The organism is Roseibium aquae, assembly GCF_008711285.1.
GTDB classification, from domain to species: Bacteria; Pseudomonadota; Alphaproteobacteria; order Rhizobiales; family Stappiaceae; genus Roseibium; species Roseibium aquae.
This window is the reverse complement of record NZ_VXDC01000019.1, coordinates 1-19,954: the sequence shown is the minus strand read 5'-3', so window position 1 is coordinate 19,954 and position 19,954 is coordinate 1. Positions and strand designations below refer to the sequence as shown.

General features: G+C 60.1%; 24 protein-coding genes. 7 read left to right on the top strand and 17 right to left on the bottom strand.

The features are described from left to right. Nucleotides 1-9 precede the first annotated feature (9 nt). From F0184_RS19275 to F0184_RS19220, 12 genes are all read right to left on the bottom strand, one after another. Nucleotides 10-318, bottom strand: a complete 309-nt coding sequence (locus F0184_RS19275) for a hypothetical protein (RefSeq protein WP_150497746.1) — start codon at nucleotides 316-318, stop codon at nucleotides 10-12. Nucleotides 319-321: 3 nt separating this feature from the next. Then, the gene (locus F0184_RS19270; RefSeq protein WP_150497745.1) at nucleotides 322-552 is read right to left on the bottom strand and encodes a hypothetical protein; all 231 of its coding nucleotides are present in this window, start codon (nucleotides 550-552) and stop codon (nucleotides 322-324) included. A gap of 44 nt (nucleotides 553-596) precedes the next feature. Then, nucleotides 597-1,187, bottom strand: coding sequence for a DUF3164 family protein (locus F0184_RS19265; protein ID WP_244299354.1), 591 nt, complete (start codon nucleotides 1,185-1,187; stop codon nucleotides 597-599). A gap of 110 nt (nucleotides 1,188-1,297) precedes the next feature. Then, nucleotides 1,298-1,633: a hypothetical protein gene (locus F0184_RS19260; protein WP_150497743.1), complete on the bottom strand. Its 336-nt coding sequence runs from the start codon at nucleotides 1,631-1,633 to the stop codon at nucleotides 1,298-1,300. Beyond that, on the bottom strand, nucleotides 1,630-1,887 hold the full coding sequence (locus F0184_RS19255) for a hypothetical protein (RefSeq protein ID WP_150497742.1): 258 nt from the start codon (nucleotides 1,885-1,887) through the stop codon (nucleotides 1,630-1,632). Before F0184_RS19255 ends, F0184_RS19260 begins: the two co-directional genes overlap by 4 nt. Beyond that, entirely contained in the window at nucleotides 1,877-2,290 is a 414-nt protein-coding gene (locus tag F0184_RS19250) for a helix-turn-helix domain-containing protein (protein ID WP_150497741.1), read from the bottom strand. Before F0184_RS19250 ends, F0184_RS19255 begins: the two co-directional genes overlap by 11 nt. Then, the gene (locus F0184_RS19245; protein WP_150497740.1) at nucleotides 2,287-2,943 is read right to left on the bottom strand and encodes a hypothetical protein; all 657 of its coding nucleotides are present in this window, start codon (nucleotides 2,941-2,943) and stop codon (nucleotides 2,287-2,289) included. The genes F0184_RS19250 and F0184_RS19245 overlap by 4 nt, the downstream gene beginning before the upstream one ends. Then, complete coding sequence (locus tag F0184_RS19240) at nucleotides 2,943-3,704, bottom strand: AAA family ATPase (RefSeq protein WP_150497739.1); 762 nt, start codon at nucleotides 3,702-3,704, stop codon at nucleotides 2,943-2,945. Before F0184_RS19240 ends, F0184_RS19245 begins: the two co-directional genes overlap by 1 nt. Then, nucleotides 3,701-5,881 (bottom strand): DDE-type integrase/transposase/recombinase, encoded by a 2,181-nt coding sequence (locus F0184_RS19235; protein WP_150497738.1) that lies wholly within the window; start codon nucleotides 5,879-5,881, stop codon nucleotides 3,701-3,703. The genes F0184_RS19240 and F0184_RS19235 overlap by 4 nt, the downstream gene beginning before the upstream one ends. Then, entirely contained in the window at nucleotides 5,878-6,336 is a 459-nt protein-coding gene (locus F0184_RS19230; RefSeq protein WP_150497737.1) for a hypothetical protein, read from the bottom strand. The genes F0184_RS19235 and F0184_RS19230 overlap by 4 nt, the downstream gene beginning before the upstream one ends. After that, entirely contained in the window at nucleotides 6,329-7,216 is an 888-nt protein-coding gene (locus F0184_RS19225) for a ParB N-terminal domain-containing protein (RefSeq protein WP_150497736.1), read from the bottom strand. The genes F0184_RS19230 and F0184_RS19225 overlap by 8 nt, the downstream gene beginning before the upstream one ends. Beyond that, nucleotides 7,216-7,581 (bottom strand): helix-turn-helix domain-containing protein, encoded by a 366-nt coding sequence (locus F0184_RS19220; protein ID WP_150497735.1) that lies wholly within the window; start codon nucleotides 7,579-7,581, stop codon nucleotides 7,216-7,218. Before F0184_RS19220 ends, F0184_RS19225 begins: the two co-directional genes overlap by 1 nt. A 180-nt stretch (nucleotides 7,582-7,761) precedes the next feature. Between F0184_RS19220 and F0184_RS19215 the strand changes: the two genes are divergently transcribed. From F0184_RS19215 to F0184_RS19200, 4 genes are all read left to right on the top strand, one after another. Further along, on the top strand, nucleotides 7,762-8,286 hold the full coding sequence (locus F0184_RS19215) for a helix-turn-helix domain-containing protein (RefSeq protein WP_150497734.1): 525 nt from the start codon (nucleotides 7,762-7,764) through the stop codon (nucleotides 8,284-8,286). A 260-nt stretch (nucleotides 8,287-8,546) separates the two neighbouring features. After that, on the top strand, nucleotides 8,547-9,815 hold the full coding sequence (gene dcm / locus F0184_RS19210; RefSeq protein ID WP_150497733.1) for a DNA (cytosine-5-)-methyltransferase: 1,269 nt from the start codon (nucleotides 8,547-8,549) through the stop codon (nucleotides 9,813-9,815). Beyond that, the gene (locus F0184_RS19205) at nucleotides 9,808-10,269 is read left to right on the top strand and encodes a very short patch repair endonuclease (protein ID WP_150497732.1); all 462 of its coding nucleotides are present in this window, start codon (nucleotides 9,808-9,810) and stop codon (nucleotides 10,267-10,269) included. The genes dcm and F0184_RS19205 overlap by 8 nt, the downstream gene beginning before the upstream one ends. Then, nucleotides 10,262-11,587 (top strand): MvaI/BcnI family restriction endonuclease, encoded by a 1,326-nt coding sequence (locus F0184_RS19200; RefSeq protein ID WP_150497731.1) that lies wholly within the window; start codon nucleotides 10,262-10,264, stop codon nucleotides 11,585-11,587. Before F0184_RS19205 ends, F0184_RS19200 begins: the two co-directional genes overlap by 8 nt. A gap of 153 nt (nucleotides 11,588-11,740) precedes the next feature. Here F0184_RS19200 and F0184_RS19195 read toward each other — a convergent pair whose 3' ends face one another. After that, on the bottom strand, nucleotides 11,741-12,406 hold the full coding sequence (locus F0184_RS19195) for a hypothetical protein (protein ID WP_150497730.1): 666 nt from the start codon (nucleotides 12,404-12,406) through the stop codon (nucleotides 11,741-11,743). A 756-nt stretch (nucleotides 12,407-13,162) separates the two neighbouring features. Between F0184_RS19195 and F0184_RS19190 the strand changes: the two genes are divergently transcribed. The 3 genes from F0184_RS19190 to F0184_RS19180 all read left to right on the top strand — a co-directional run bounded on the left by F0184_RS19190 (nucleotide 13,163) and on the right by F0184_RS19180 (nucleotide 15,663). Further along, nucleotides 13,163-13,948 (top strand): hypothetical protein, encoded by a 786-nt coding sequence (locus F0184_RS19190; protein WP_150497729.1) that lies wholly within the window; start codon nucleotides 13,163-13,165, stop codon nucleotides 13,946-13,948. Next, entirely contained in the window at nucleotides 13,945-14,838 is an 894-nt protein-coding gene (locus F0184_RS19185) for a helix-turn-helix domain-containing protein (RefSeq protein WP_150497728.1), read from the top strand. The genes F0184_RS19190 and F0184_RS19185 overlap by 4 nt, the downstream gene beginning before the upstream one ends. A 132-nt stretch (nucleotides 14,839-14,970) precedes the next feature. Continuing rightward, the gene (locus tag F0184_RS19180) at nucleotides 14,971-15,663 is read left to right on the top strand and encodes a helix-turn-helix domain-containing protein (RefSeq protein WP_150497727.1); all 693 of its coding nucleotides are present in this window, start codon (nucleotides 14,971-14,973) and stop codon (nucleotides 15,661-15,663) included. Nucleotides 15,664-16,089: 426 nt separating this feature from the next. Here F0184_RS19180 and F0184_RS19175 read toward each other — a convergent pair whose 3' ends face one another. The 4 genes from F0184_RS19175 to F0184_RS19160 all read right to left on the bottom strand — a co-directional run. Continuing rightward, a complete protein-coding gene (locus F0184_RS19175; protein ID WP_150497726.1) occupies nucleotides 16,090-16,911 on the bottom strand; it encodes a DNA adenine methylase in 822 nt (273 codons plus the stop codon). Then, nucleotides 16,889-17,080 (bottom strand): Com family DNA-binding transcriptional regulator, encoded by a 192-nt coding sequence (locus tag F0184_RS21140; protein ID WP_150497768.1) that lies wholly within the window; start codon nucleotides 17,078-17,080, stop codon nucleotides 16,889-16,891. The genes F0184_RS19175 and F0184_RS21140 overlap by 23 nt, the downstream gene beginning before the upstream one ends. 158 nt (nucleotides 17,081-17,238) lie before the next feature. Beyond that, nucleotides 17,239-17,961, bottom strand: coding sequence for a DUF2793 domain-containing protein (locus F0184_RS19165; RefSeq protein WP_150497725.1), 723 nt, complete (start codon nucleotides 17,959-17,961; stop codon nucleotides 17,239-17,241). Continuing rightward, nucleotides 17,958-19,954 (bottom strand): baseplate megatron protein TIM-barrel domain-containing protein (locus F0184_RS19160; protein ID WP_172972169.1); only part of this gene is annotated, 1,997 nt, incomplete at its 5' end. The genes F0184_RS19165 and F0184_RS19160, both read right to left, overlap by 4 nt.

The window sequence follows — 19,954 nt, the reverse complement described above, 5'->3', positions numbered from 1 at the left end:
GGGCGGTCCTCAATCGTCGCGGTAGGGCAGCCAGCGGCAGCGCACCGGGGGCTCAGGCATATCCGGCGGCACCGGGGATTCCGGTGCCGCCTGGCGCTGTTCATCGCCCTTTGGCGCGCGCGTGGCCGCCGCCAGTTCCCGGCGGAGCAGTTCGGTCGTGGCCGCTTTAAGGTCTCCTGTCAGCCCGGACAGGCGGTGGAGCCGGTAGCGCCGGCGCTCGGCTTCCCGCAGAAGCCGCGCCCGGGCCGAGCGCAGGGCCTCCGTCTCCGCGAAGTCGGGAGCGGGTGGGTGGGACGAGGGGGATCCGGGCCGGGTCATGGATCACCGCCTCGCCGCTTCCATCCGGTCGATCAGGGCGAACAGGTCCTCGTGGCGGCCCTCCGCGCTCAGCTCCATGGGCGTTCGCCCGCCAAGCTCCGGATGCGGGGTGATGTGCCAATAGATCTGCTCTTGTGCGGACATCAGCTTGTCGAGCCGCAGGGCGATCACCTGATCGTTATGCCGGTGATGGCGCGGATCCGGGTTGCCGTTTTCGTCCTTGCGGTAAACCATGCCTGCCTCCTGTGCGGGCGCTCTCCTTTGGTGCAATTCCTGTTTTACACCACTTTGGCGAGATCAATGGTGATCGGCTGCCAGGCCGCTTCCGGGGCAGCGCGGTGATAGAAGCGGACATAGGATTTCGAGCCGGTGATCCGCATGGCGTCACGCAGCGCGTCCATGGCCCGGCCCCACCTTGCATCGGCAATGTCGAGCCGCAGCAGCAGGAAGATGTCCGACTTGTTGATCTGGCCTTCCTTGTCGGTGTTGAAGGCCCGCGTCACGATCGCCTTGATTTCCGGGCGGCTGTCCGCCGACCATTCGGTCAGGCATGCGTCGATCAGCTGTTTGGCGGTCTGGAGCTCCGGCCCGAAATCCACGAAATCCGACACCTGCACCGTGACCTTCATCAGCCCGTCGAAGCTCTGATAGGTCCGGTTGCCCTTCTTGCCGCCCTTCACCGCCCCGTATTCCTGGGCAAGCAGCGCGTCGAGCTCCCCCAGATCCGTTGTGGTATGGCCCTTGAACCGGCCGATCTGTGCCGACAGGGCGTCCGCATGGGCGATGATCTTGCGCACCGTCTCGTCCTCCAGCTTGTGCTGCGGCTTGACATTGGCGAGCGGCACCAGGTTGCCCTTGGCATCGCGCATGTAGCGCTGTCCGCCCAGATCGAGAACCCCGTCCGCGGCCTGCCGCGGGTTGCCGTCCCCGGCCTGCGGGTCCTGACGGGTCTCGGGGCCGCCGGTCAATGTGTCCATGGTCAGTCTCCTTTGGCTGCTTGGATTTGGTCCAGGGCACTGCGCCCCGGAGCCGGGTCGCCCATCAGGGCGGCGGTGGCCTCCGGGGTCGTGCGGCCGGGGCATGGCCGCGCCGGGACGGGGTTGCGATTGCGCAGCACGCACATGCGCCGGCGCTTGCGGATCCTCGGCAGGTCCCCGGGCAGCGGCAGCATGGCCTTGGCGGTCTCAAGACCGGTGCGCACGTCGAGTTCGGTCCGCTCCAGCACCAGGGCAATGTCCTCGATGCTGTCGCCCATGCGGTCGAGGCCGACCAGCATGGCCAGTTCCCGCCGCGTCCAGTGGCCTGTCGAAATCATGACACCCCTCCATCCGGCCGGGGCAGCCGGGCCTTGGGAAAGGGGACCACCGTGTCGCCGCTGAGGTCGATCACGGTCATGCCCCTCGCGTGCCCGGGCACCACCGCCTGCTCCAGTTGCCGGATCTGGTCCCGGTACGTGGCCACCCGCCCGGCAATCCGCAGCAGATAGCCATGCATGGGATCGCTGGCCTCGAAGTCCTGGGCCTTGACGAACAGGGTCCGGCACAGATTGGTGATGTCGTCACTCAGCATGGCTCTCCTCCGGGGGCTCGTGGATCGGGGTGCGGGGTTTGAGGCGGGAATTCGGGCAGCCGGACCGGCAGGCCCGGAAAACGCGGGTGCGCACGGCGTTGGTGACGGCCCGCGGTTTTGCCTGCCAGGAAAGGCAGGCATCCCGGCCGATTTCTCCGAGCACCGGGCAGACAACCGTCTCGCCCAACAGCGCGCCGCGCACGGTCGCCGCGATCTTTTCCAGATCGCCGGGATACTTGTTGGCGAGCGTCTGGCTGAGGGTCGCAGGCGAATAGCCGAGGCGTTTGGCAGCCGCGTTCAGGCTGGTGCGGCTGGCCAGCGCGGCAAGTTCGCGGACCCAGTCCGGCATGTCCGGACCCCAGGCGGCTTGCGCCTTGTCAGTCATGGTGGGATCAAAAGTCATGCCGCTACCTCTTCGGCCACAACGGGTCCCATGACCTGTTTCAGGTTCGCGTCATAAACGAGTTTGGAGCGCAGGATTTTCGGTGGTTTTGGCCCGGTGTTCATGGCGGGGTTCAGACGCCAGATGCCTGGTGTTGCCGCTTTTCCCTTGCGCAGCACCTGCAGATACCCGGCAAGCTCCAGCCGGTAGATATAGGCTTGCGCCGACTTTGCCCGAACCGGCACATCCACCGTGCTGGCTGCGATCGCCAGCTCATTGACGTCGAAAGCGGACAGCGACCGGATTGCGGTCCACAGCTGGATCTGGCCCTGCCCCAGCTTGCCGGGCGAACCGTCCCGGTTGAGGATCGGTGTTGCGGAAGGGCGTTTTAGCAGCCGGTAGACATTTTCGGGTCGCGTGCTCTTGTTTGTGGAGGCATAACGGGTCACCAGATGGTCGCGGGTCTCGGCAATTTCGAGAAATCCGGCCCGCAGCAGACGGATGACATAATCGCTGATGCATTTGCCGTCCCGGTCGTTGCACCTCAGATCGATCTCTTCAAAGGTGAACAGGCGCCCGCCCTTGCCCAGATCCCGGATCACACTCCAATAGTGATCATGGCCCCGGTAGACGGGTTTGCCAGTGGTCACGCGCAATTCGAGCTGGATCGGCATCAAACGGCCCTCCGCTTTGCCCGGCCGCGCGGATCGCCGGTATAGAACCAGTCTTCCGGAAACCGGCCGGTGCTGACTGTGTCCGCCCGCTCGTTGCGCGCCGTCTCGCGGATCCGGTTGAGATTGACGACGATCCGCCGCGCCCGGCCGCCGGACTTCTCCAGCACCTGGGCGATCAGATCCTCGCAAAGAACAAGGCCGGGGCAAAACAGGTCCGCCAGCGCCCGCGTGTCGTCCAGGTCGCATTTTTCCGCCGGCACCCATTCCAGCACCCGGTTGTGCACCCGTTCGACCGCTTGAAGCTTTTGCGGCAGCAGCTCCTCGCCGATCAGCAGCATCGGCACCTGGGAATGCTCCTGGATCTCGCGGATCAGCTCGAGCATGTTCTTGTCCGCGAGCTTGTCGGCCTCGTCGATGATCAGCGGCCGGTCGAAATCATCGCCAAGCGCCAGGATCGCCTGCTCGGTGAGATCCGCGATCGAGCCGCGCCGGGGTTCGCGGCCCGCCTCCTTCAGGATGTTTTCCAGAAACTTCTTGCGGGTCCAGCTGTCGCCGACCTCGACCCGCAGCGCGCCCGTGACGTTCTGGGCGTAGATCGCCGAATAGGTCTTGCCATACCCGGAAAACCCGTGAAACACGCCGATGCCCGGCAGATGCGGCCCGCTGGCGCGCAAGAGTTCGACGAGGGTCAGGAACCTTGCGACATTCTTCAAGGCGGCGAGACCACCGGATCGGGTCTCGGAGGTGCGGTTGTGCGTCATCCAGGTCTCCTCGGTCCTCTGATGGAGTGGGCGGCGTGGTCGCTCAGGAGCTTGCGGGCGCGGTATTCGGGGCCTTCCCTGTAGCCGGTGAGCCAGAGCGCGTCCCGGTCACTGAGCGGTGTGCCCTCGGCCAGGCGCGCCTCCAGTTGCAAGGCCCGCTGGAACCGGCTCTCGGGTGTGTCGGCTGCGGCCAAAGCATGGACGGTGGCCGGGACAGTGGCCGGGACGGCGGGTTTGTCCGCCTGCGTCAGACGGTCGAACATGGCCGCTTCCCGGCCCGACAGCGGTTGTGGCTTGGGTTTTTGTTTCGCAGCCCTGGCCGCCAGCGATTGCGGCGTCTCATGAGGCCGGGCTGGCTTGGGAAAGGCCAGAATGTCGGCATTCATCTGGTAGGCCGCGCGCTGCGCCTCGGCGACCGTGCGCGGCGTGATCCGGCGCTTGGCTTTGCGGATATCGGCCAGCGCGTCCGTTTCCAGCGCCTTTTGCCGGGCGCGGACCTCGGCGATCGTCGCCGCCGGATCCAGCCCGGCGAGATCCGGACACAGCGCTTCGCCGAGATACGTCTCGCCATCCGGCTCGAACAGCCACAGGCGGCCGAGGTCGTCCGGATTGTGACGACACAGGATAGTCCGGCCCGGCATGACATCGCCGGTGAGATACTGGCTGCCATCGACCCGGATCCCGAGCTTGGTGACCCGCCGCAGGCCATCGGATCCCGGAACCGGCGCCAGCAGGACATCGAGCACAGCCGGGTCCTTGATCGCGCGAAGATCGCCGTTCCAGGCCTGCGCCGCCTGAAACGGCGTCTTGCCCTTGAGCCCGGCATGGGGCGTGTGGGCATATTGCTGGAGCGCCCAGCGGTCGGCTTCGGCTTGAAGCTCGGCCGCGCTCATTTCCACATGGAAGAGCTTCGCATCCTCCGTCCCCAGGCGGGCCGAAAAGGCTTTTCTGGCCTCGATCACCTTCCGGTCGGCGACATTATGGCCAATGAAGCCGGGAAGCGTTGCCGCGCAATCGCGCTGGAACGTGCCGATCAGCCGCTCCACCGTACCCTTTTGCTCCGGCGCATGCGGCTCGCAAGGGTCGTGCTCGATCCCCAGCGCGTCCAGCAGCCGCTTGGTTGCCCTGGCCACGAAATCGGAGCCGTTGTCGGTGACAATTTCCTCCGGCACGCCCCAGGCCATCAGGCATTTGCGCAGGAGAAGCCCGACCGCGGCCGCCCGCGGCGTGTCGCAAATCAGCAGCAGGCACCGGCGGGAATAGAGATCGATCGCCGCATAGATCGTCTTGCGCCCGTCCGTGGTCATCACATCCGAGGGCGAGGCGTCGATTTCCCAGACCTCGTTGAGCCGTTCCCTCCGGTTGGCGCCGGTGGCGGCAAAACGGATCGTGGACTTGTAGGCATCCGGATCGGTGATCTTCAGGAGTTCGTTCCGGTGCGTCTCTTTCCAGCGTTTGAGCGCATCCTGAAAGGTGCGGAGCGGCGGCATCGCCACCCGCCGCTGGCCTTGTTTGCCATCGATCAGCACGGACGGCCCGAATTCGGCGAGCGCGGCGGTGCGGATGTGTTTGGCGGCGAGAAACGGGTTGCTGGCATGAAGCGCCAGGCACCAGGCGCGCAAACGCCCCTGTTCGGCCCGGTCGAGGATCCCCTTGCCCTTGCGCGCAAAGGAGGGATCGGAGCCAAGCCGGTTGAGATCGCGTTTCATGTGCGCGCGCCAGCGGCTCAAGGTGCGCCGTGAAAGCGATGTGATTTCAGCGTGAACCCACTCGGGCACGGCCACCTGCCCGGCCCTATAGGCCTGTGAAAACAGGTGATCGCTCACCGCCTGGCCCATCCCGGACTGTTTGTGGAACCGCTCAGCCACTTTCAGGACGATCAGCCGGGCATCGCGCGTGGTCCGTTCCCGTGTGGTCAGGTCCTCGTGGGTCTCACAGGCAAAATCGTCCGGCTCGACGCAGATGAACCGGGCGGCATAGGCAAGTTTCTGGGGCAGCGGCAAAAGGTCGATGTGATATTCAAAGCCCCCGCCCCCGAGCGAGCCGGACCGGCGGCGGCAGAGCGGGGTATCCGCCCAGCCCTCCCGCTCGATCAGCTTGTGCACACCGCGTTTGGTTCCCGGAAAGCCGTCGAGCTTGAGGTCGGCGAGGTCCTGCGCGGTGTGCCAGAGCTTCATTGCGCGCTCCGGATCTTGGCTTGCAGATAGCGTGCCCGGCCCTCGATCTCCCGCTTGTGATCCTCGATCAGGGCGAGCTCGATGACGTTCTCATAGCGCTTGGGGATCACCGCCAGATCGAACTCGTCGGCCAGAAACCCGAGCAGCTCGGTCTTGCCCGTGGCGTGGATCAGCGCGATCAGCCGTTCCACGGAAATGTTATGGTCCGTCTTGCTTTCGGCAGCATAGCTGTCGAGCATGGCAACAGAGACCGGGGATCCGAGACGCTGCGACATCTGCCCTGCGATCGTCGCCCGGTCCTTGCCGGATTCCCGCAGCGCCTTGGCCACCGCCCGGCTGATGCGCGAGGACAGCCGCTTGCCCGGAATGGATCCGGGCTCGAAGCCGACCGAGACCCGGGGCGGCGTCCAGCCCTTGAACATGTCGATTGTGTAAGGATCGCGGGGCCTACGCATCGAACCATCCCTCCCGCTGCGCGAGATCGAGGATCTCGGTCTTGTGCTGCCGGAACACCGCGGCCCGGCCGCTTGAATTGAGTTTTGAAAGACTGTTTGAAACCGATTTGAAGAGCTTTTCCGCCTCGCTCAGCGGCGGGCGTCCGGCGAGCACCACCAGCGCGTCCGCAACGGACATCGCCTTGGGCACCGGGGCCAGGATCAGGTCCAGGACCCTGGATTGGGTCTCGGCGGCCAGTTCGCTGAGCGCTTTCAGGTCGCTCTGCTTGTTGGCGAGCGGCGTGCCCTTGAGACGCGCCCGGCTGTCCGGCGCAAGGCCCTGCCAGATGGTGATCGCCAGCCGCACCGCCCGGTCCGACAGGCCGGTGGTCTCCGCCGCATGGTGGCAAAAGGCAAAGATTGCCGTTTGATTTTTTTGCGCCTCTTGAAAGGCCCGGCTCTTGCGATCGCCGCCCTTCCGGGTTTCCGGATAAAGCAGCTCATGGACCGCCTTCAGTTCGGCCAGCCCTTCGCAGCGCTCAAGGGCATTCAGATCCTTGCGGGCGAGGTTTTCCAGAAGCTCCCGGCGGCGGAGGACATCGCTGGAAGGAAAAATGTCTTCCGGCACGATCTGCGCGGCGATCTCGGACCATCTCAATAGCTTTGCAGCTTCCAGCCTGTGCAGGCCGGAGATCAGGACAAACCCCTTCCCCTCAGCCAGGAGATCGATCGGCGTCTGCTGTCCGCTGTCGAGAAACATCTCCGCCAGCACCGCCGCCCAGTCGGGATCGAAGGACCGCAGCCGGTCGTCCGGGACCCGGATCGCGCGAACGGGGACGTCCGCGAAGGTCCGCAGTCCAGCCGTCCGGGCTTTGGCGGGGTGCGGACGGGGCGCGGCCATCACGCCGCCACCCGTGTCTGGCGGGAGGATTTGTTTTGTCTGGCCTTTTGGAAGGCGGACGGTGTAGCGTTCGGGCGGAGACTCGGGTGGTAGGTACGCAGCATGGAGCCCCACCGGTCGTCCGGCCACAGATCTTCAGGATCGGCCCCGAGAAAATGCGCGACAATGATCTTGCCGCGCCGGCTTTGGGGATCGGCCCGAAGGGCATCGGACACGGTGGAGAGCTGTTCGCCATAGGCCCAGGACAGGAACTGGAGCGTGAAGCCGGCGCCAAAGCGCTGCCGGCCCGAACGCATCACATCGGCCCGGATCGCATGCCGGTCCCGCTGTGACGGTCTTGTGTTCTGGTGTGTATCCCCTGCCATGCCAGCCTCCATCGCGGCCGCCCATCGGGAGTGCAGTCCTTGAGGCGGCCATCGGATCAGGAATGAATGCGCCGGTTTGACCGGCGTTTTCGAGTTCGGGAAACTCGCAACCAAGGGGAGTATACACACAATCGTGCGTATTTGAAGATTATTTATGCACTTTAGTGTGTTTTGTTATCAATGGCGAGGCCGTCAAAACCAAAAACAGAACTGGCTCAACGCCTTGTCACGATCCGCGGAGACCTCACACGGGCCGAATTCTGCGCCAGACTTGGCATTTCCGATTCAACCTATGCGACCTACGAAAGGGGTGACCGGACGCCGGACGCAATTCTCTTGGCGAGATTGACGGTCGATTGCGGGGTCGATCTGCACTGGCTCCTGACCGGCGAAGGCACACCGGCGCGCTCGCAAGGATCAGCCGAACCACGGCCCGGCGAGCGCACCGCGGTCCCGATAGACCCCGATCTCCTGAAAAAGGTCGCCCGGATCGTGGAGCGCACCCATGCGGCGGCAAACATTCGCCTGCCCCAGGACGCCCGCGCCGGAGAACTCGCCCGCGCCTACAACCTCGTGATGGCCAAGGCCGACGACCCGGCTGACCCGCTGGAACTCAACAGCCTGCTGCCCTGGCTGGAAACCCATCTCACTAAAACCTTGCGGGAAGCGCTGAACGACCCCGGCGCCGGGAAACGCGAGGCTTGAGCGTGGTCCGGATTGCGGAAAAGGGACCAGAAATTGCTGCGACAGCTTAAAAACGCAAAGGTTGTATTGTCAAGTTTTGCTACTTTTTCTTAGAGCAACCAAACGGAGCCAACTGGGAGCCGTACACAAAGGCCACATCCGGATGAGGCGATATGCTGTGTAAAGACGAGGCAAAAAGAACATAACAAGAACATTTTAATTGATAACCGGGAATCTTTGTGCCAACGTGGCACTCAACGACACAGTAAGGATTCGGGTTGATGGCAATTACAACCACGCCAAACGAGTTTTCCCGTCTCCGCGAAATGGCCGGACTCACCATTGAAGAGGCTGCAAGGATTACAAAAGTATCGGTCCGGTCAGCGTATCGCCATGAAAGCGGCGAAAGTACCCCCTCGCCCCTCGCTATGGACATACTCAGATTGATGGCTGACCAGAATAGTCCGCCGCAACAGGATGCCCGGTTCCGCTTTGTCGATCTTTTCGCTGGAATTGGCGGCCTTCGGGTCGGGTTTGAAAACATTGGAGGGAAGTGTGTTTTCACAAGCGAATGGGACAAATACGCAACCGAAACCTATCGCAAGAATTTCCGGAATGACCCTGAGCACGTATTTGCCGGAGATATAAGGGAATTCACGTCAGGTGACGAGGCTTTGGCCAGAATTCCGGCGCATGATGTTCTGCTTGCCGGTTTCCCGTGCCAGCCTTTTTCGATTGCCGGCGTATCAAAAAAGAATGCACTCGGTCGACCGCATGGTTTCCTTGATGACACTCAGGGCACGCTGTTTTTTGACGTCGCACAGATAATTCGCTTCCACCGTCCCAAGGCTTTTTTGCTCGAGAACGTGAAAAACCTGCAGCGGCATGACAAGGGCCGCACGTTTGCGACCATCATGAACGTGCTGGAGCAGGAACTCGGATACCGGGTTACAACAAAGGTTCTCAGCGCCCGTCCCTGGGTTCCACAAGGGCGTGACCGTATTTTTATCGTCGGCTTCCTCGACCATTCAAAAGACTTCTCGTTCGATGAAATCGTAGCCCCGATCGGACCTGAACCGACACTCGGGACCATTCTTGAAGATACCGTTCCGGAGAAATACACGCTGACGCCGAAACTCTGGGCGTACTTGCAGAACTACAAGAAAAAACACGAGGCAAAGGGCAACGGTTTCGGGTTTGGACTTTTCGGGCCTGACGATGTGGCAAGGACACTTTCCGCCCGGTACTACAAGGACGGGTCAGAGATCCTTATCGATCAGGGTAAGGGCAACCGGCCGAGACGGCTGACGCCAAAAGAGTGTGCACGTTTGATGGGGTTTGAACGGGGAAACCGGAAATGGGAAATCCCGGTTTCAGATACGCAGGCTTACAAGCAGTTCGGAAACGCAGTTGTTGTGCCTGTCGTAGAGGCCATTGCTGAGGCGATGAGCCCGTTACTTCCCAAATCGGTAACAGATGGGTTTGCCTCCCCCACCCCTGTCGTCAGCACAGTGACCGGTGACGAGGTCAAAGCAGCAGTAAATGGCTGATGTAGTCAGGCCGGAGGTCCGCAGCCGGATGATGTCCGGCATAAAGGGGAAAGATACAAAACCCGAAGTCTACGTTCGGAAAATGCTCCATGCGGCCGGTTTTGGCTATCGGCTGCACCACAGGAAACTTCCCGGCAAACCTGATATCGTTTTATCGAAATACAGGGCCGTGATTTTTGTACACGGATGTTTCTGGCATGGTCACCGGTGTCACCTGTTCAAGCTCCCTTCAACACGAACAGAATTCTGGCGTCAGAAGATATCGGCAAACGCCGACCGCGACGTTGTTGCGAACCAGAAGCTTCTGGATAGCCAGTGGCGCGTGGCAACGGTCTGGGAATGCGCGATAAAGGGCAAAAAAAGACTCCAACCTGCTGAAATCGAGAGTGTTCTGGTAAACTGGTTGCGCAGCGAATCAGGAAAACTGGAAGTTACAGGACGCCCCGGTGATTGAAACAATCGACGCCCTTGTGGGCCTCATGCGCCAGGACGGTGCAAAACGAATTTACGCCAAAAGACTTGCACCCAATGACAATTCAAAAAACCAAGTTTACCTCGGTGGAGACTTTACAGCTCTAAACATTATTCCTTATGGCGACATCCAGAACGACGATACCGAAATGGCCGGGAGTGTCAGGGACCGGGCCAAGGCTCCCGTCGACTTCTACTGGATTGACGACACTGGCCACCACCACGCGCCGAATACGCAGCTGATACTGTATCCGAAGTATCCGGAAGTCCGGATGTCCGGGTTTCTCAAGGGCTGCAGGCAAGCGCCGGCCGATATCATGCGTGTTCGGGATCCAGGGCGAGTTCTGTTTCTCGGGATCACGGAAGATGGCTCGGTACTTGGTCATGCTGCTGGTCCGGACAGCCCACTGGCACGCGAACTGGATCAAAGAGACGGTCTTGAGGAAGTCGGCGTCTTCCTCGAGATATCAGCGACAGAGGGACTCGGAAGCACAAAGGAGCGCCTTTTGGAAGCCCTTTCGGCAATCTACCAAAAACAGTGGATTGCGTCACAGAAGCTGGGTTCGGACGGCATAATCCGGCCATATACAGCCCGGAACGGCGGTGGATATACGCTCGAAGCCGAACTTGGCATTTCACCTAACGGATACGCCGAACCAGACTACCTCGGCTGGGAAATCAAGCAGTTTTCTGTTGCAGATTTCGACAGCTACCGTCCTAAAAGCCCGGTGACCCTTCTGACACCGGAGCCCACAGGGGGGTACTATCGAGACAAAGGCGTAGAAGCATTTATCCGGCGCTTTGGCTATGCGGATAAAGGCGGCAAGGACAACCGCCTGAATTTCGGAGGCATTTACTCCTCCGTACGTCCATACCATGCAGACACCGGATTGCAGTTGCGGCTCACCGGATACGACTTCGACAAGGGAAAGATAATCGATCTGGAAGGCGGTATCACGCTACAGGACCGGAACGGCGAGATTGCTGCGCTCTGGAAATACACCGGCATTCTTGAACACTGGAAACGAAAGCATGCCCAGGCCGCGTACATGCCATCCCTGTTTCGCACGCCGCCGCCTGAGTACAGGTTCGGGCCCAAGGTGTTGCTCTGCGAAGAGACAGATCTGACCCTGTTTCTCCGGGCAATAGCGAACGGTACCATCTATTATGATCCTGCCATAAAGCTTGAAAATGACGGCACATCGAAAATGAGCATCAAGCGGCGAAGCCAGTTCCGCATCCGCCATAACGATCTGGCCAGCATGTACCATAGGACAGAAGCGAAAGAGCTAGATCTCTAGCAGTAGTATTGCGGCTCAGAAAATAGGTGACCGCAACGGCTCTGTATCCGCAGCCTGCCTAACCTTTCGAGCTAAACATACTTGCGACGGCTGCAAAAACAAAACCCCATATTCTTCACAGGAAAATACCTTGATAATTGTATTGATAGTTTATCACCTGTCCAACACCTGATCGATAAAACCATTTGAGAGACGTTGGACATATAAGGAAGATATATTTACTTGTCGACTCAAGTCTTGACACCAAGAAAGAAGATATCCCCCACCAAAGGATGATGATTTGAAGGTACATAACTTTGCCTTGGTCAATTTCTTAAGTGTAAGATTACTATCTGATGATGAAACAGTAATGACAGAGTTTTCGGCCGGAGGAGCCTCTCTCCAAAATCGACTGGAATGTAAAAATGACATAGCAACGCCCATAAGTGGAGCCCCCTTTGACAAATAATTCTCGCGACCACCTTTTATTCTTTTAAAACCCTCCGGCAATGAACTCACTGCATCAGCTGAATAATATCTCAATGGTTGTAGTGTGTTAATTTGCGTAACGACTAAAACCCCTTTTGCGCTTCGAAAAGCAAGAGCAGGTAATTCCTGGATATGGAATACAGATCCTTGTGTCCTGAGACGTTCCGCATTTTCCTTTGCGCTCTCGAGCGTGGTGTGCATACAGCCCGACCAATACTGGGTTACCCAAGTTGAGTGCCACGCATTTCGTCCCTGGTAGATATAATATATTATACAAGACTCTAATTTTTTGATTTTTGACCTTCCCAACGGTTCGAGTTCATCGGATTTAAAAGTAAATAGACGTGTCATCACAAATTTCTTGTTAAGTCGATTCACCAACTGGTGTGCCGGATATGGATACTAAGCGATAGGTGTTTTCTGCAACTTTGAACCAGATTCAAAATTCAACGGCAAGAGCTCCTTACCTTCCGATAAAGCGGATTTTGCTTGGAACAGAACTAACGGGCCAATTCCTCGGATCAATTCGGGGCATCCTTCATTTTTTTGCCATTCGCCGCAAACTCCGCCGGAGCTACGAACGACCCGGCAAACACTTCATTCCGTTCAAATCTATGGCTTGCCGCGAAACCGCTCGTGATCAGCTGAGAAGCCGCTGTTCGCCGTCAAAATCCCATGCCCATGTTTTGACTACAAGGCGCACCGCGCGCCTAGAAAAACGCTCCAAAGCTGTTTGATTTTATATTTTTATATTTTTCTGGTTGACGAAGAATATAAAACTATATATCTATACACCCATCGAAAGGGGGCGGTTATGCTTTTGTCCAAACACGCAGAAATACGATGTGCCCAAAGGGGTTTTCCGATGGATGTGGTTGCCACAATCCTCGCCTTTGGATCCGAAAAGCCGGCAAAGGGCGCAGTAAGTCTCGTGCTGGACAAATCAGCTATCGAACTGGCTGTGGAGAATAACCGGCACCAAAGAGCTCGTCTTGAACGGTACCGCGGTGCCTACGCAATCACCTCAGGCAACAGGCTAATCACCGTTGCACATGGGACGCGCCGGTTTCGCGCCTGATTTTCGAAAAACGCTAGGAGAAAAACACCTTGGAAAATCATTCCATTTTTGCAGACAAATTCCTGCCAATCGCTCAGACCATCACCGCCGACCGGCTCGTGCAAAGCCCGGAGATGAGCATTGCAAGCGAAGGGGCAATCCGGGTCCAGTACGCACCGTTCGACTACATCGAAAAGGAAGCAAAGCTTGTTGTTGTCGGCATCACGCCGGGGGAAACGCAAGCAACAAATGCCTGGCAGGCAGTCCTGAAATCACTCAATAAGGGTTTGAAACAGGATCAAGCTTTGGCAGATGCCAAACTCATTGGCAGTTTCAGCGGTGCCATGCGGTCTAATCTCGTCGCGATGCTAGACGCGATCGGCGTTGGCGAACTACTTGGTTGCAACACAACAGCATCGCTATTCGAACCAGGCTCTCGTGAGGTCCATTTCACCTCCGCATTGCGGTACCCAGTATTCGTTAACCGAAAAAACTACAACGGCACCCCAGAAATGCTGAAGACACCTTTGCTGCGCCGATTTGTAGAAACCTGCTTGGCTGAAGAGGCTAGAACCCTGCCCTCTGCACTGTGGCTGCCCCTTGGGCCAAAGGCTAGTGCTGCCCTAGAACACCTATCTGTTGTGGGTTGCCTTGATCCTCGCCGTGTTCTGGTCGGCTTACCTCACCCCAGCGGAGCCAATGCAGAACGGGTCGCCGTGTTTCTGGGGCGCAAGTCTGCTGAAAAGGCATCCCGCAAAACAAATCCGGCGGCCTTGCAAGAATCATTTGCAAGACTTCGCAATCAGGTGACCAGCTTGAGCGAGGCACGTGCATGAGTAACGAAAAACCAATACCTTATACATGGGATGAAATTGAGGATCAGGTTCGCCGCCTAATCATCGCTCAGGCAGCCACACTCAATGAATTCGGTCCTGACGACAAAACAATCGTTTCTCGATTTCTCGGCTTTGAAACCGATGCGGTTTTGACCGAGTATCCAGAAGAAGTGAGGCTACGGCTCGAACCGACGCATCACTCGGTGTTCAACGATGCCTACGCCGCATATCAATACCTTTATCAGCTCGAGGATCGGCATATCGCCGACTTCTATCATTGGAATAGGATTGGTTCTGGTCTGCTGAGCGGATGTTACCCAACAACCGATCCTGAGGGTGAGCCCACACCACTTTGTCGTTTGAACAACCCCCCGCTTCGCCGGGTTTTTCAAGGCTTTTTCGCGCGGTTCGGGATGGAGGTGGATGGTAGTTATGATCCAAGTCTCGCAGATCTCAGCATCTTGTCGGGCCTTTCTGAAGCTTCCGTTAGGGCATCCCTCAGCAAAGAGGGTTTCACCATCGAACGGATCGGTGACAGCCAGACGTCAGTACTCGCCGGAAAGGATGCTATCGTTTGGCTTCAGAAACGGCGCGGTTTCATTCCAGATCAGGGGCCTATATCGCCTGAGGCGCTTCTGGCGCGGCAGTTGCGACTACTAAATGGCGATAGCCCATTTCCATTGGCTTTGAGGCGAATTATAGAAAACCAGGAGCTTTCTCAAGCCGAACTAGCATCCTGCACTGCAGTGGATGCGTCATGGCTCACTGATTTATTCGCAGGCCGTAAAGTCTCATTAGATATCGACGCGCTGACGCGCTTGGCCCATGAGTTTGGATTGCCACGCTCCAAGTTCGTCGCCCGCGCCATTGAGTACCTCCTCGAAGATTAAACGGAGCCCGGATCGTAATCAACGGGGGAGCGGCTCGGAAATCGAAAAGTCGGCTCCCCCTAAAGGTTGGTTTCCGGCTAACGAGAAGTTTTTGTTTTGGCTCGATTGCATGCCAGCCACAGAGTAACAGATATGACAAAACGATATGAACGACCACTTTCAATCGAGGAACTTGCAAGCCTCTCAGATGACGACATCGATTTCTCGGATATTCCCGAACTCGACGCGAGTTTTTTTGAAAATGCGTTGGTCGTCGATCCGACGAAACAAGAACGCGTGACATTGGCCCCGCGCAAGGAGGTGATCAAATTCTTCAAAGAACGCCACCCGCACGACTTCTTAGCGGCAATGTCCAGTATTCTGTGTCGGTATGTAGCCGATCGTTCGAAACGGCCCCTTTTAACGGATGAATGCGTACCGGCGGCAAAGGATCTCATTGCCGAGTATATCCAGCGCAGGAAATTGTATGGCGCAAAGCAACGGGACATTGCTGCCGAAGCCGGTTACGACAAGCCGAACAATATATCGATGCTGAAAACCGGAGCAACAAAGGTACCTCTGGACAAGATTCCCTCTATTTCGAGGGCGTTAGGCATTGATCCCATTCTTTTGTTACGATCTGTCATTTATGACTATCACCCAGAATGGAAATCCGTTCTGGAAGATATTGTCGGTGGCCTGACAACAAACGCTGAACGTGAAATCCTCGCCTATATCCGCGAGATTTCCGGAAAAGATGATCTGCACCTCACCGAAGATGTTAGAGAGCGTTTGCGGGCGGCATTTGAAACAACCGATACCCGCGCGGAAAAAGATGGACCCTGACAAAAGAAGCATGAGTCCGCCAACCGACACGGCCGGATTCGCATAATGTGTCATATGGAACACGGTCCCTCGGTTCCCACCACGGCATGGGTGCGCCACCAGTTTCCATTCAAGTGACCTTGAAAAGCCGCAGGAAACTGGCCCCAGGGAACAGGTCGCATCGCTCCCCTGCCCGGTACCCTGCTTGAAGCCGCATAAGGGCTGTCTTGACAGCGCTTTTTAATCTGGCCAGGCGGAAACCAGGCACGCCGCGCCAACCGAACCTGCGCCAGGAGTATATCAACGGCGCGTTAAACACCCCTCAAATCCGCACAAAACCGCGAAAAACCATCCATTCCCGGATAATCCCGCTTAAGCCCTTAAGGCCACTCGTTCCTGCGCGTTACAGGTTTTCCGACGCCACCCGCATCCGTGTGCGTTAACCGTTCAATTGCTGATCAAAAGCTCCGTCACCCGTTTTGACCGCGTCTTGCTGGCCGAATAGGTCACGTCGACCTCCTCGATATGGAATGCCCCGAATGCCTGCCGGATCTCCGGCGCATCGTTGATCGACAGCAGGAACCGGCCTTTGATCTCGATCAGCTGGTTTGCCAGGCGTTCGAAGTCCTGCGGTCCGAACACCCCGTCGCCATAGTAGGTCTCGCAGTCCCAATAGGGCGGATCGAGATAGAACAGCGTGCCGGGCCGGTCATAGCGGGCAATGCAGTCCCCATAGGCCAGTTGTTCGATGATGACGCCGGACAATCGCTCATGGACATCCTCCAGAAGGGGCACCACCCGGCTGAGATCGAACCGCGCGCCGCGGGTCAGCGACACGCCGAATGTCCGGCCCTTGACCTTGCCCGCGAAGGAGATGCGCTGGATGTAGAGGAAGCGCGCCGCCCGCTCCAGATCCGTCAAGGTGTTCGGGTCGGTCTTCAAAAGCCGTTCAAACTCGGATCTGCTGGTCAGCTGGAACCGCAAAACCTCCAGGAACTGCGGATAGTGCCGCTGGAGGATCCGGAACAATGTGACCACGTCGCCCGAGATGTCATTGACGATCTCGCAGGGCGCGCGGAACGGGCGGCGGAAGAACACCCCGCCCATCCCGACAAAGGGTTCGGCATAGACACTGTGCGGGAGGGCTTGCAGCTTGGCCGCAATGCGCTTCGCCAGCCGGTGTTTGCCGCCAATATAGGGTGCAACCGGCACCACAGGCCGGATCGTTTCTAGAGCCCGGGATTGATCAGGGGTCGGATCGCTCGGCATCGTCTTGCTCCTTGCCGTCGCGCTCTTCGGCGCGGATCAAGGGCTCCACCGGCCTCAACCAATTGAGTGTGCCGCATCTGCGGCACTTGATCTGGATAGCTCCCGCAATGGCGCCCTGTCCAGCCTTGAACAAAAGCGCATGACACCGGCCGCATCGGATTTCCTGCATATCAACCCAGACGAGAATCGCCGACACTTCTCCTGCCCGCGCGGGCAGCGGGTGCGGCGGTTGTTCTTCTTGGCTGCCGGGCGGGCACTTGGTTTGGCGATCGATGGCCCGCCGTCCGGATTTCTTTCAGGGTCCGGACCGCCCGTGTCCTCAGATACTCATGAGCCCGGCACCACGGGCAGGAAGTAATGCAGCACCACCTTCACGGCGCCGCCGGTAAAGGCCCCGCCATTGGCCGTCAGCTGGACAGGCGTGTCGGCATAAAAGGCCTGCGGGCCGATCACGCCGGCATTGGTCGCGCCCGCCGCGATGCCGAGCGAGCCGCCGAACTTCGAGACCTCCCCGGCGATCCCGCAGTCATAGGAAGCGGCCCCGGTGATCGCGGTGGTCGTGCGGGTGGAAACGCCGAAGACGATCGCCCGGTCGGGGATGACGATCGAGGTGAGCGCAGTTGCCCCCGACAGCGTCACCTCCTCTTCCACGGTACACATCCGGCTCTCAGCCCCCGACGGGCTTTGCGAGACGGTCGCGACCTGCGACAGCAGCGCGCCATAGTCGCGCCACCCCGCGGCCGTGAAGACCGCCAGCGTGCCCTCGTCGGCGATGAAGGCCAACAGGCCGGTGACCGGCGCATGGAAGGTCCAGAAGCCGTCGGCAAAGCTGGCGATCGCCCCGTCCTGCCCGGTCCAGTCGCCGGTCGCGCTTGGGGCGACCAGATAGGTGTCGCCATCGGTTGCCGCGGGCGGGGTGGTGAGATCCCGGTCGAGAAAGACCAGATGCGCCAGGGCGTCCAGCCGGGCGAGCGCCTCGTTGTGGGTGACCTCCTTCTGGGCCTGGCTGGCCGCGATCAGCGGCAGGTTTAGCCGCGGGGTTGTGCTCATAAGTTCGCCTCCGTTGGAACACCCCGGCCGACCAGGCCCGAGATCTGGACAACGCGCAGGGTGATGGCGGGTTGCGGGGCGCCGAAATCCGCCGTCTGGTCGGCCGCCGCATAGGTCCAGGCCGGGCTGGTCAGCCCCCGGACCGTGCGGATCACGCTGCCGCCATTCAGAACATCGATCTCGTAGAGCTCGCGCTCCTCGCCGAGCGGCACGTCCGTGCCGTCCGCCCAGGTGGCGTTCACCCGCCCCTGGCGGATCCACGAGACGGCAAGATCCCCTGCCGGAGTCCTTCGGCCCCGCACATGCACCGGCGCAAAGGGCTTCAGGGCCACCGCTTCAAGGCGCATTGAAAGCGTCTTGAAGGCCGGATCGCTCGAGGGCAGCGGCGCCGGGCCATAGGCCCAGGTCCTTGGGATTCCCCGGTCGGTGAGCGGCACATCCGCCTGGACCAGCGCCCCGTCCAGAAGCACCACCCGCGCGCCCGCCGCAACGGCACCCCGCATGGCATGGGCGGTCCCCCGCCGCCCGCGCAACAGGCCCGAGAGCTGCCATGTCATTTGGCCAACCAGCTCGGCGGTGGCAAACTGCAGGATCTCCCAGGCATTCTCCCCGTTCCAGACCGCCAGCACATTCACCGCCCGCTCGAGCAGCTCCTCTTCCGGCACCGAGGACAAGGTTCCGTAAGCCAGCCGGACCGTCAGCCGGTTCGCCCGGTCGAAGCGATAGGCGGTGCCCGCAAAAAGATCGGTTTGCGTCCGGCCCATCCTCGCCTGGCCCGGCACGCTGGCGATGATCCGCGATCCCTCCTGCACCCGCACCCCGCCCCAGGGCGCGGCAAAGGCCGCGCACCAGGGCTGGTGGTCCCCTTGCGTGTCCGAGATCACCGGAAGGTCCAGCACCTCCAGCACCGCCGCCCCGAAGCTTTGCACCGGCTGTGCGGGCGGCGGCGAGGCCTCTGCCCGGCGCAGGCTGTAGACCCCGGGCTCCACCGCCACCGCCTCGCACAGCCGGGCGCCCGCCTCCACGATCCTTGTCAGCCGGACCGCGCGCTGGCGCCCGCCCGCCTCCAGCACGATCCCGTCACCCGGATCGAAGGCAAGCTTCGAGGGCGGCAGGGCAAAGCTCGCCCGCTCGCGTTCGGCCCACCGCTCCATCAGCCAGGCCTCGATCCGCCCCTGCCCCTCGCCCGGATCCATCACCAGCGGCGCCGTCAGGCTTTCGGTGCGCGCGCTGGAGGTCACCAGCCGTCCGGCCGCAACGCTCGTCTGCCGGTAATCATGGCCCGCGTCCCAGAACCCCAGATGCGCCCGCACGGGCAAGTCCGTCTCCTGCGCCCGGGTCAGCGTCCAGTCCGGCTTCTGGCGGTCCGGGGCGGCCAGCTCCGCCTCGGCCAGGGTGCCAAGAGGCGGACGCCCGCGCGGGCGGCAGACGATCCGCTCCCCCGTCTCCACCATGTCGAAGCGGTAGACCTGCGCCAATTGTTCCAGCTGCTCGCGCGGGCTCACGATCCCCGCGCGCAGCCAGCCCGCCACCGGATCGGAAAGCGCCCCGGCCTCGATCGCGTCAAACCCCACCGACTTGCAGATATGGACAATCAGCGCGCCGAGGGTCACGGCGCCCAGCTTGCCCTGCACCCAGTGGCCATATTGCCAGTTCGCCGCATCGCCCCACACATCGGACCGGTTCGGAAAGGCCGGAAAGGGCCTTGCGTCCCAGGTCCAGAGAAACGAGCGGGAGAGGTCCAGCATCGGCCCGCCATAGACGGGGGACACCGGATTGCGGCCCTCGCCCGGATCCCAATAGGTCAAAAGCGCCTCGATGCCGCGCCGCTGGATCAGATCGTCCCGCCCGCCATTGGAAAAGTAAGGAAACGCGCTTTCCGAGGACTTCGGGTCGACAAAGACATTGGGCTGGTTGGTCGCCTTGTCCACGGAAGGAAAGCCGTATTCGGTGAACCAGATGGGCTTGGATTGCGGCACCCAGCCGGTCGGGG

Excerpts from the sequence above, each read along its gene's own strand:
- F0184_RS19275 (WP_150497746.1), bottom strand. The coding sequence starts at position 318 with ATGACCCGGCCCGGATCCCCCTCGTCCCACCCACCCGCTCCCGACTTC.
- F0184_RS19270 (WP_150497745.1), bottom strand. The coding sequence starts at position 552 with ATGGTTTACCGCAAGGACGAAAACGGCAACCCGGATCCGCGCCATCAC.
- F0184_RS19265 (WP_244299354.1), bottom strand. The coding sequence starts at position 1,187 with ATGCGCGATGCCAAGGGCAACCTGGTGCCGCTCGCCAATGTCAAGCCG.
- F0184_RS19260 (WP_150497743.1), bottom strand. The coding sequence starts at position 1,633 with ATGATTTCGACAGGCCACTGGACGCGGCGGGAACTGGCCATGCTGGTC.
- F0184_RS19255 (WP_150497742.1), bottom strand. The coding sequence starts at position 1,887 with ATGCTGAGTGACGACATCACCAATCTGTGCCGGACCCTGTTCGTCAAG.
- F0184_RS19250 (WP_150497741.1), bottom strand. The coding sequence starts at position 2,290 with ATGACTTTTGATCCCACCATGACTGACAAGGCGCAAGCCGCCTGGGGT.
- F0184_RS19245 (WP_150497740.1), bottom strand. The coding sequence starts at position 2,943 with ATGCCGATCCAGCTCGAATTGCGCGTGACCACTGGCAAACCCGTCTAC.
- F0184_RS19240 (WP_150497739.1), bottom strand. The coding sequence starts at position 3,704 with ATGACGCACAACCGCACCTCCGAGACCCGATCCGGTGGTCTCGCCGCC.
- F0184_RS19235 (WP_150497738.1), bottom strand. The coding sequence starts at position 5,881 with ATGAAGCTCTGGCACACCGCGCAGGACCTCGCCGACCTCAAGCTCGAC.
- F0184_RS19230 (WP_150497737.1), bottom strand. The coding sequence starts at position 6,336 with ATGCGTAGGCCCCGCGATCCTTACACAATCGACATGTTCAAGGGCTGG.
- F0184_RS19225 (WP_150497736.1), bottom strand. The coding sequence starts at position 7,216 with ATGGCCGCGCCCCGTCCGCACCCCGCCAAAGCCCGGACGGCTGGACTG.
- F0184_RS19220 (WP_150497735.1), bottom strand. The coding sequence starts at position 7,581 with ATGGCAGGGGATACACACCAGAACACAAGACCGTCACAGCGGGACCGG.
- F0184_RS19215 (WP_150497734.1), top strand. The coding sequence starts at position 7,762 with ATGGCGAGGCCGTCAAAACCAAAAACAGAACTGGCTCAACGCCTTGTC.
- dcm (WP_150497733.1), top strand. The coding sequence starts at position 8,547 with ATGGCAATTACAACCACGCCAAACGAGTTTTCCCGTCTCCGCGAAATG.
- F0184_RS19205 (WP_150497732.1), top strand. The coding sequence starts at position 9,808 with ATGGCTGATGTAGTCAGGCCGGAGGTCCGCAGCCGGATGATGTCCGGC.
- F0184_RS19195 (WP_150497730.1), bottom strand. The coding sequence starts at position 12,406 with ATGACACGTCTATTTACTTTTAAATCCGATGAACTCGAACCGTTGGGA.
- F0184_RS19185 (WP_150497728.1), top strand. The coding sequence starts at position 13,945 with ATGAGTAACGAAAAACCAATACCTTATACATGGGATGAAATTGAGGAT.
- F0184_RS19180 (WP_150497727.1), top strand. The coding sequence starts at position 14,971 with ATGACAAAACGATATGAACGACCACTTTCAATCGAGGAACTTGCAAGC.
- F0184_RS19175 (WP_150497726.1), bottom strand. The coding sequence starts at position 16,911 with ATGCCGAGCGATCCGACCCCTGATCAATCCCGGGCTCTAGAAACGATC.
- F0184_RS21140 (WP_150497768.1), bottom strand. The coding sequence starts at position 17,080 with ATGCAGGAAATCCGATGCGGCCGGTGTCATGCGCTTTTGTTCAAGGCT.
- F0184_RS19165 (WP_150497725.1), bottom strand. The coding sequence starts at position 17,961 with ATGAGCACAACCCCGCGGCTAAACCTGCCGCTGATCGCGGCCAGCCAG.